The following is a 9208-nucleotide window of genomic DNA, read 5'->3' as shown; positions in this document are numbered from 1 at the left end:
CTCCGGCTCCGCTTCGCTCCACCTACGCCCGGCAATGGCGGCGGAGGCGACGATGCACTAACTATCTACCCGGACCACCCGGTGGGGGCTGCTCAATGGTGTCGAGCCGCGCGCGCGAGATCATGCCCGCGACATCGTAGGACCACACGTTGTTAAGCCCGCGCCCGCGAAGCCCTGCGACGATGCGATACCCCTCGTTGGTGAAGCGCTGCTGCACCAGCGGCAGTCCGTCGAAGCGATAGCGTACGTCGATCGGCGCATATTGCCCGGCGACGCCAGCATTGGCGCCGCACAAATCCTGTGCCTGCGCGCCCGACAGGAACGCGTTGTCGCAATTCACCCGGAACGGATCTGTGCCGTACGCGGCAAAGTTGAAGGTGCGGTTGAGCTGTGTGTTGTAGGATTTGTCGCGGTAGAACAGCCCGTTGCCGTAAAGCTCGATGTCGTCGCTGATCTTCGCGGTCAGGAAACCGCCAACGTTGATGCGGTTGAACGCGCGCTGCACCGCCCAGTTGTCGTAAGGGTTGGCTGAGGTGCCCGGCGGTCCGCTGTTGATCGGGATGAAGGTGCCGTTGCCGTTGGGATTGTTGACCAGAATCTGCCCGGCGCGCGGCCCCGACTGCGGGATGATTGTGCCTGCTGGCGTGAAGCTCGCGCGCGAACAGCCCAGCGGCGAGGTGTTGGTCGGCTGGACCGCTTCACAGACAGAATAGGACCGATCGACCAGCTCGACCGGATTGGACTGGCGATAATTGACGAATCCGGTGATGTTCACCCGGTCGTTGAACAGGTTGGTGCCCGCGGCGAGGCTGACGTCGGAGCGTCCGCCATCGTTGGTCAGTCCGCGCTTGGCGTTGAACCCGGCGCGACCCGCTGCGTCTGTGACGGCATTGCTGTCGTTGTCGTGATTGAAGAAGCTGTAGTTCGCGTCGACCCGGATGCCCTCGAAGTTCTTCTTCAGGACGAAGTTGACGACGCCCGACACCGCGTCCGAGCCGTAGACCGACGAGGCACCACCGGTCAGCACGTCGATCCGCTCGACCAATGCGTTGGGGATGATGCCGACGTCGACCGTGTTGGCGAGGCCAACGCGCAGGCCGTCGATCAGCGTCAGCGTCCTCTCATAGCCTAAGCTACGCAGCTTGATGCGCTGGCGACCTTCGGAATCGCTGAAATTCTGTTCCGAGTTCACCTGGACCTGCGGCAGGCGGTTCAGCACCTCCTCGATCGTCGTCGCGCCTTGCGCTGCGATTTCTGCGGCGGTCGTCGTGACGATCGGTGCGGCGGACCGGTTGTTCGGGCGCGTGATGCGCGTGCCGGTCACGACGATGTCCGACCCTTCGCGCTCTCCGGTGCGTGCCGTGTCTGCAGCTAGCTTGGCGGAGGCGACGGGATCCCCGATCGCAGTCTGGCCGTCCTGCGTGACGTCGCTCACGCCCGTATTCGACGTTCCCGTATCCGACGACTGGGCCTTGGCCTGAGCCGGCAACGCGACCAACGCGGCCACGCAACATGTCGTGGTCATCAACCCCTTGAACAACACCATTCGATCACCCCCTGTGCTGCCGATCGGGTCGCATGGATGATGCCGCGCGATATCGAATGCTGCCGACCCTGTTCGGAAGCAATCGGTGAACGTTCTGTCGCTCGATCATCGGGATCTTTTGCCCCGTGACTTTGTCGACACTGTTCGGCAGTACCATCCGGACCCTCGGACAGGCACATGCTGTCACGTCCGCAATATCAAAACAATACCAATATTTCGAAAATTAACAGGTGGTATGGCGCTTTGCATTTTACTTGTTGCAATAGGTATCAATGACTGCACTTTATTCCGGACGTACTGTTTTAGATGGCAGTCCGCCCGAACCGTAAGCGACCTAGTCGTGTCGTTGCTGCAACTCGCTGCCATTATTGAATTTTGTAGCAGTGGAGCCGAGGGGAGGCGGGTGCAACGTCAGCAGCGGTGCCACACTCGGCCAATCATCATCGGCTAAATTCGCCGTGGCTGGTCCACACCGCCGACCCGGTCGACCGGGCCGTCATCGCCATGGGGTCGCACCAACTCCTGATCGGCGACCGCACGTCCCAGGCTGCATCACGGCCTGGGACATGACTTTGGATCGTATGGCGGATGGGGTTCACCCGCCGGATACAGGGTGCCTGCGATGGATTACCGTGTCGGCACAGGTTCCGCGCCGGAATAATCGTAGAAGCCGCGTTTTGTCTTCCGCCCGAACCACCCGGCCTCGACATACTTTACCAGTACCGGCGCCGGCCGGAACTTGGGATCGCCCGTTCCCTCGAATAACACGCGCGTAATCTCAAGGCACGTGTCGAGCCCGATAAAGTCTGCCAGCGTCAGCGGCCCCATCGGATGGTTCAGCCCGAGCTGGCATGCCAGATCGATGTCACGTACGCTCGCCACGCCTTCGCCCAGCGCGAAGCACGCCTCGTTGATCATCGGCATCAGCACGCGGTTGACGATAAATCCCGGCGCATCATTCGCATGCACGACCTGCTTGCCGAGCTTCTCCGCAAACGCCTCGACCGCCGCTACCGTGGCATCTGACGTCGCGAGACCCCGGATCAGCTCGATCGGCCGCATCACAGGGACCGGGTTGAAGAAATGCACGCCCATGAACCGCGCTGGATCGGGGGCCGCCTGCGCCAACCGGGTAATTGGGATCGACGACGTGTTTGACGCCAGGATTGCGTCCGGCCCCAGCACCTTGCCGACCTCGGCGAAGATCGCGCGCTTGACGCCCTCGCGCTCGGTCGCCGCCTCGACGACGATCGCACAGTCGCCCATGTCTGCCACGCTTGCGATCGGCTCGATCAGCGCAAGGGCTGCATCGCGAGCGTCGCCCGCGATCTTTTCCTTCTCCACCAGCCGCGCGAGCGCCTTGGCAATCCCCGCCTTGCCTTTACTGGCAGCGTCCAGCGACACGTCCGCCAACAGCATGCGGTACCCCGCCTGCGCCGATACCTGCGCGATCCCCGCGCCCATCTGTCCTGCACCAATCACGCCGATCGTCTGCACATCACTCTCCTGATTTGTTGCCTCTCCCTAGCCGCTTTTCCCCGCGCTGCCAGACCGCTAGGCTGCAACTATGCTGTGCAAACCGATCTTTTCCGCCCTCGCGCCCTTCGCCATGCTACCGCTCGCAGCCTGTTCGCCAAGCCAGCCCGCACCTCAGCCCCGGGCTGAGACGGTATCAAAACCTGAGCCAGCGGTCGTCGTCTCGGCAACGTCCCAGTCAAAGCCCGCGACCGACTCGCATGCGGTCCCAAAACCAGGTGAGTTAAAGACTTTTTCCGACTGGACCGTCGGCTGCGACAACACGCTGCGCTGTACGCTTGGCTCGCTTCTTCCCGAGATGGGCGGTGAAGACATGATTACACTTAACCTGTCGCGCAAGCCCGGCCCCGTGACGGCTAGTGGCGGCAAGATTTCGTTGGCGCTGGAAACCCGCAACGACGTTGAGGCCACCAAGCGCCCGCCCGTCAGTTTTGCGGTCGACGGCAAGCGTATAGCCCTGCACGACGCTGCCGCGCTCGCCGCAGCCATCGCCAATGCCCAATTGCTGAAAATCCTCGATGCGAAGGGTGGCACACTGGCCACCCTCTCGCTGAAAGGCGCAGCCGCTGCGCTCCGCTACATCGATGCGCAACAAGGCCGCGCCGGCAGCATTGACGCGATCGTCGCCAAGGGGGCGGCGCCCTCGAGCGCGCCCATACCGCCGCTGCCGATCATCACCGCGATCGCTCCCTCCGGCACCCCCGCAAAACTCAGTGGTGCCCAGGTAGCAACGATGCGCAAACGCGCTACCTGCGATCTCGGTAGCTTCCCCGACAGTGCTGGCGAGTCGATCACTACCCCCGAAACGCACGCCCTCGGCGGGGGCAAGTCACTGGTCATCCTTCCTTGCTCGACCGGCGCTTACAATCTGATCGGTGCGCTCTTCATCGTCGACGGCACCAGGATCACCCCCGCCCAACTCGACGCCCGTTCAGGCTTCGAAGCAACTGGTGCGGACACGGGCGCCTCTGTGAAAAGCGTCATCAATGGCGAGTTCAAGGACGGCGTCCTCACAAGCTATGCGAAGGGCCGCGGCCTGGGTGACTGCGGCTCGCGCCAGAGCTTCGTCTGGGACGCCACGCGCTTCCGCCTCTCCGAGCAAGCCGACATGGGCGAATGCCGCGGTAACATCGCCTACATCACCACCTGGCGTGCGAAGGTTATCCGTTAGCCGCCCTCCCTTTAAAGAAGGGGCGGGGTGGGGCGTCGGCAAGCAGGCCCGACAGCGTCAACAAGGAACCCGGAAGCGGCACGGTACACTTCGCTTTTTGGCAGGCGAGTTTTTTCGCGTCTCGGACTGGGGCAGATTTTGATCGAGACGATATACCGCAAGGCGTGAGCCTTGCCCTCACGCCACGGCAAGGCAAAGGCTGATCAAACGGGTCGTTTGCTCGGGATGCTGTCGATGCTCCTTGCCGGGCAATACGGTCCTTTCGTAAGGCCTGGGCGATACAGGAGACACCTTATGCGCGTTCTCGTTACCGGCGCGGCCGGGTTCATCGGCTTCCACGTTAGTCGACGCCTGCTTGCCCGCGGCGACACGGTTCTCGGTATCGACAGCCTCAACGATTATTACGACGTCACGCTCAAGCACGCGCGGCTAGCCGAGCTTGCCAAGGATGGCGCCAATTCGAACGGACGCTTCACCTTCAAACACGTCGATTTCTCTGATCACGTCGCGCTCGATGCCGCGCTCGACGGCGAGCAGTTCGACCGCATTGTCCATCTCGGCGCACAGGCCGGCGTCCGCTATTCGATCGAGAACCCACGCGCCTATCTCCAGGCCAATCTTGCCGGTCACCTCAACATGATCGAGATCGGACGCAACCGTCGGGTCGAGCATCTTGTCTACGCGTCCTCCTCCTCGGTATATGGCGGCAACGACACGTTGCCGTTCCGCGTCGAGGACCGTGTCGACCAGCCCCTGTCGCTCTACGCCGCCACCAAGAAGGCGGACGAGCTGATGAGCGAGACCTACGCGCATCTCTACCGCCTGCGGCAGACCGGCTTGCGGTTCTTTACCGTCTATGGCCCCTGGGGGCGACCCGACATGGCGATGTGGCTGTTCACCAGGGCCATTCTCGATGGCCAGCCGATCAAAGTGTTCGGCGAAGGGCGGATGCGGCGCGACTTTACGTATATCGATGACATCGTCGCCGGCGTCGTCGCGTGCCTCGATAATCCGCCCATTGACGACGGTGTGATCAAGGCGGGGGGCAGCGTAAGCCCGCACCGGATCTATAATATCGGTAACAGCCGCTCAGAGGATCTTGGCGAGATGATCGCGCTGATCGAGCAGGCGTGCGGCCGTTCAGCCGAACGCCTGATGCTGCCTATGCAGCCAGGCGACGTGCGCGACACCTTTGCAGACATCGGCGAAATCCAGCGGGAACTGGGTTTTGAACCGCGTACGACGATCGCACAAGGTGTGCCGCGTTTTGTTCAGTGGTATCGAAACCACTATAACGTTTGATGTCGGAGGAAGAGGCATTAGCGTTGACGGTGATCGGTACGAGGGTTGCCGAGACCAGCAACCACCGCGTGATGGCGGAGTGTTCTATCCGCGACGCCAGCCAGGCAGACGCTATCAGCTTCACCGGACGCCGGTAAATCTGGTCAAAAAGCGGGTTCGCCTGATCGGTACGCTCCTTAGCCGGGGCGTCATCGATCCCGATTGCATTGCCCGCCCGGTTTACTGTGACGTGCTCCCCATAAGTCATGCCATTGGTAAGTTAGCTCGTCAGATGGAGACGAGTGATGCGGCGAGGCCGATTTACCGAGGATCAGATCATTGGGGTGTTGCGCGAGCATGAGGCTGGCGTCAAGACCGCGGACCTGTGCCGCAAGCACGGGATCAGCGATGCGACATTCTACAACTGGAAGTCGAAGTACGGCGGAATGACCGTGTCGGAGGCGGCACGGTTGCGCACGCTGGAAGATGAGAACCGACGGCTGAAGAAGCTGCTGGCGGAGTCGATGCTTGACGTGTCGGCGCTGAAGGATCTGCTGGGAAAAAACTGACCCGGTCTGCGGAGCGCTATGCTGCGGTGGAGAAGCTGGTGGCCGATCACGGCTTCTCCGAGCGTCGCGCCTGCAGGCTGATCGGGGTCAATCGGTCGGCATGGCAATATGAGCCGCTGCGCGGGCAGGATGATGCTGCGCGCGAGCGGATGCGCGAGATCGCGAATGAACGTCGCCGGTTCGGCTACCGGCGGCTGGCGATCATGCTCAAGCGAGAGGGAAAGGGCATGAACCTGAAGAAGGTCTACCGGCTGTATCGCGAAGAGCGACTGACGGTGCGCAAGCGTGGCGGCCGCAAACGCGCACTGGGCACGCGGGCGCCTATGGCGATCCCGCAGGAGCCCAACCAGCGCTGGTCGCTCGACTTCGTGTCGGATGCATTGGCCTGCGGCCGGCGGTTCCGCATGCTCAACGTCATCGACGACTACAGCCGGGAATGCCTGGCGTGCATCGTCGACACCTCGTTGTCAGGCCGCCGGGTCATCCGCGAGCTGAGCGCCATTGCCGAACGTCGCGGGCTGCCGTGCATGGTGGTGAGCGACAATGGCACCGAACTGACCAGTCACGCCGTCCTCGCCTGGTGCCAGGACACCGGGGTCGAGTGGCACTACATCGCTCCGGGCAAGCCGCAGCAGAACGGCTTCGTCGAGAGCTTTAATGGTCGCTTGCGCGACGAGTGCTTGAACGAGCACCTGTTCCCCTCGCTGGCTGCGGCGAGACGGATCATCGAGGCATGGCGGACGGACTACAACACCGTGCGTCCGCACAGCAGCCTTGGCGGGTTGGCACCCTCCGAGTTTACGAACCGCCCCCGCCAAGGGCATATGGATACCGAAGCTAAGTTATCAGCGGCCTGAAAACGGGGAGCAGGTCACTGCACCGTGTTTCCAAGCTGCTCATACGTAAGCGTGGTCGATAGACCGCCTTGTTATCGGGTGAGGCTATTCTGGTAGGAGACCTTACCGGCATGGCGGCGGATGGCGATGGCGGCGACGGCACGGCGGGTGAAGCGTTCGTCGATGTCGTCAGGGTTATATGGGCCGCCGTACCATTCGCGCAGCCGGTCGTGTTCCTCGTGCGCAGGGTCAGCCATGGCATCGAGGAACATTTCATATCCGGGCAAGCCACCGACATCCTCGGGCGGGCATCGGCGCTGGCCTTCAACGAAGCGCGGGTATTTGACGTCGTGCTCGCCGGGACCGACCGTTTCGAGGGTGATGGTGTGCCGCCAGTCGTCGCCCATATCGTAGGTATAGAAGAGTTCACTCACGCCCCGGTCGATGAGGGCAGCGAGTTTCACGTTCTTCGCGGCGCCCATGCCGCTCTCCGGCCACATCGGGTCCGGCACGCCGTAGCGCCGGTCGCCGGCCTCGAAGTGCCAGAGGTGACTATTCTCCCACCCCATCACAGCTTGGACGATGTCGTGGAGCATCTTGAGGCTGGCGGTGACCGGTACTTCGACCCGGCGCCAGATTGCAGGTTCGATGTCCTCCAGGAGGATATGCAGGCGGGCGATGGTCTCGGCACTCATGCCGTCATTCTGGCAGGTTCACGTGCCCAATTCCACGGCATCAGTTCGTCCCAGCGACTGGCAGGCCAGTCGCTGGCAATTCTGGCGATAACGTCGGCGATGTAGGCCTGCGGGTCGACGCCATTGGCCTTGCAGGTCTGGATGACGGTGTAGATCGCTGCGGCGCGCTCGCCGCCCGTCTTCGAACCGGCGAACAGCCAGTTTCGCCGTCCGACGGCAACGCCGCGCAACGCGCGTTCGGCAATGTTGTTATCGATCTCCAGGCGTCCGTCATCGAGGAAGCGACACAGTGCGAGCCATCGCTTCGTGCCATAGGCGATAGCCTTGGCCATGTCGGACTTTGGCGACAGGCGGCGCAGTGCTGCGTCCAGTGCCTCGCGCAGCGCATCGACCAGCGGCTTCGTTCGGTTCTGCCGCGCCGCCAGCCGCACGTCAGGCGGCCTGCCGCGGACCTCGGCCTCTATGCTGTACAAGGCACCGATGCGTTCAAGAATGTCGGTGGTCAGCGGCGTGGCAACCCGCTCGTGCAGGTCGAACACCTTGCGCCTGAAATGAGCCCAGCATGCGACTTCGGTGGCGCCGCTTCGATAGAGGCCGTCGTAACCTGCATAGGCGTCGGCCTGGAGAAAGCCTCGAAATCCGGCGAGATGGGCTTGCGGATGTGCACCGGTGCGGTCGATCGTGAAGCGATACCATGTCGCAGGCGGGGTCGTGTTGCCCGAGGCGCGGTCGTCGACTGCATAGACCCATAGCCGCCCGGTCGCGGTGCGTCCGCGCCCCGGGTCGAGCACGGGAACTGGCGTGTCGTCCGCATGGATCTTGTCGCCTTTCAGCACCTCCTCGCGAATGCGACTGACGATGGGGTCGAGCAGCGCGGCTGCCTGACCGACCCAGCCCGCCAGCGTCGAGCGGTCGATGTCCACGCCTTGGGCCGCCATTATTTCAGACTGCCGATAAAGCGGCAGGTGATGTTCGAACTTCGAGACGACGACATGCGCCAGCGTCGCAAAAGTCGCTTTTCCGCGTGCGACCGCCTTCACCGGGGCAGCCGCCTGGACGATCTTCTCACACGTCCGGCAGCTGTATTTCGGTCGGACGTTCCGCACCACGCGCCAGTGCACCGGCAGGACGTCGAGCACCTCATGGGCGTCTTGCCCGAGGCGACGTAGCGCACCGCCGCAGTCCGGGCATGTGCAGGCGCCGGAGGCGGGTTCGTGGACGACCTCCTCGCGTGGCAGGTGGTCGGGCAACGCACGGACTAATGCTGGCCGCACGGACGTGTCTGACGAGGCCGCGCCGGTCTCCGGGACCGCGCTCTCGGTTTCCAGTTCTTCGAGCGCGAGTTCGAGCTGGGCGATCTCGCGCGTCAGCTTCTCGGAAGATGCGCCGAACTGCATCCGCCGCAGCCGGGCGATCTGACCACGCAGTGTCTCAATGAGCAGGTCGCGGGCGGCGAGTGCCGCATTGGCCCGGGCGAGCGACGCCTCCAGCACGGCAATCCGCGCCTCGGCATCAGATGGGGCAAGAGGGGCTTGCGACACCTCATTTTCATAGCAGTTCGCGCACTCTCACAC

General features: G+C 63.0%; 7 protein-coding genes. 3 read left to right on the top strand and 4 right to left on the bottom strand.

Going from position 1 to position 9208, the window contains the following annotated elements:
• Positions 1-61: 61 nt before the first annotated feature.
• Together C8J42_RS17615 and C8J42_RS17610 are read right to left on the bottom strand one after the other, a co-directional pair.
• The gene (locus C8J42_RS17615) at positions 62-1546 is read right to left on the bottom strand and encodes a TonB-dependent receptor plug domain-containing protein (RefSeq protein WP_243644573.1); all 1485 of its coding nucleotides are present in this window, start codon (positions 1544-1546) and stop codon (positions 62-64) included.
• A 627-nt stretch (positions 1547-2173) separates the two neighbouring features.
• Complete coding sequence (locus C8J42_RS17610; RefSeq protein WP_133021132.1) at positions 2174-3043, bottom strand: 3-hydroxyacyl-CoA dehydrogenase NAD-binding domain-containing protein; 870 nt, start codon at positions 3041-3043, stop codon at positions 2174-2176.
• A gap of 70 nt (positions 3044-3113) precedes the next feature.
• Between C8J42_RS17610 and C8J42_RS17605 the strand changes: the two genes are divergently transcribed.
• The 3 genes from C8J42_RS17605 (at position 3114) to C8J42_RS17590 (ending at position 6960) form a co-directional block, all read left to right on the top strand.
• Positions 3114-4253: a DUF1176 domain-containing protein gene (locus C8J42_RS17605; protein WP_133021131.1), complete on the top strand. Its 1140-nt coding sequence runs from the start codon at positions 3114-3116 to the stop codon at positions 4251-4253.
• Positions 4254-4547: 294 nt separating this feature from the next.
• Entirely contained in the window at positions 4548-5555 is a 1008-nt protein-coding gene (locus C8J42_RS17600; protein WP_133021130.1) for a GDP-mannose 4,6-dehydratase, read from the top strand.
• A gap of 284 nt (positions 5556-5839) precedes the next feature.
• Positions 5840-6960, top strand: a protein-coding gene (locus C8J42_RS17590) for an IS3 family transposase (protein WP_133021129.1) whose coding sequence is annotated in 2 segments (ribosomal slippage) — positions 5840-6086 and positions 6086-6960 — 1122 coding nt in all. Because the reading frame shifts where the segments join, the coding sequence is not laid out codon by codon here.
• Between the two features lie 71 nt (positions 6961-7031).
• On the opposite strand, the gene C8J42_RS17585 is transcribed toward C8J42_RS17590, so the two are convergent.
• On the bottom strand, positions 7032-7634 hold the full coding sequence (locus tag C8J42_RS17585) for a plasmid pRiA4b ORF-3 family protein (RefSeq protein WP_107954827.1): 603 nt from the start codon (positions 7632-7634) through the stop codon (positions 7032-7034).
• A complete protein-coding gene (locus tag C8J42_RS17580; RefSeq protein WP_133021128.1) occupies positions 7631-9175 on the bottom strand; it encodes an IS66 family transposase in 1545 nt (514 codons plus the stop codon). The genes C8J42_RS17585 and C8J42_RS17580 overlap by 4 nt, the downstream gene beginning before the upstream one ends.
• Between the last annotated feature and the right edge of the window lie 33 nt (positions 9176-9208).

The organism is Sphingomonas sp. PP-CE-1A-559 (assembly GCF_004340965.1).
GTDB lineage: Bacteria > Pseudomonadota > Alphaproteobacteria > Sphingomonadales > Sphingomonadaceae > Sphingomonas.
Note: the sequence above shows the minus strand (reverse complement) of the source record. Positions and strands in the feature narration are given on the sequence as shown.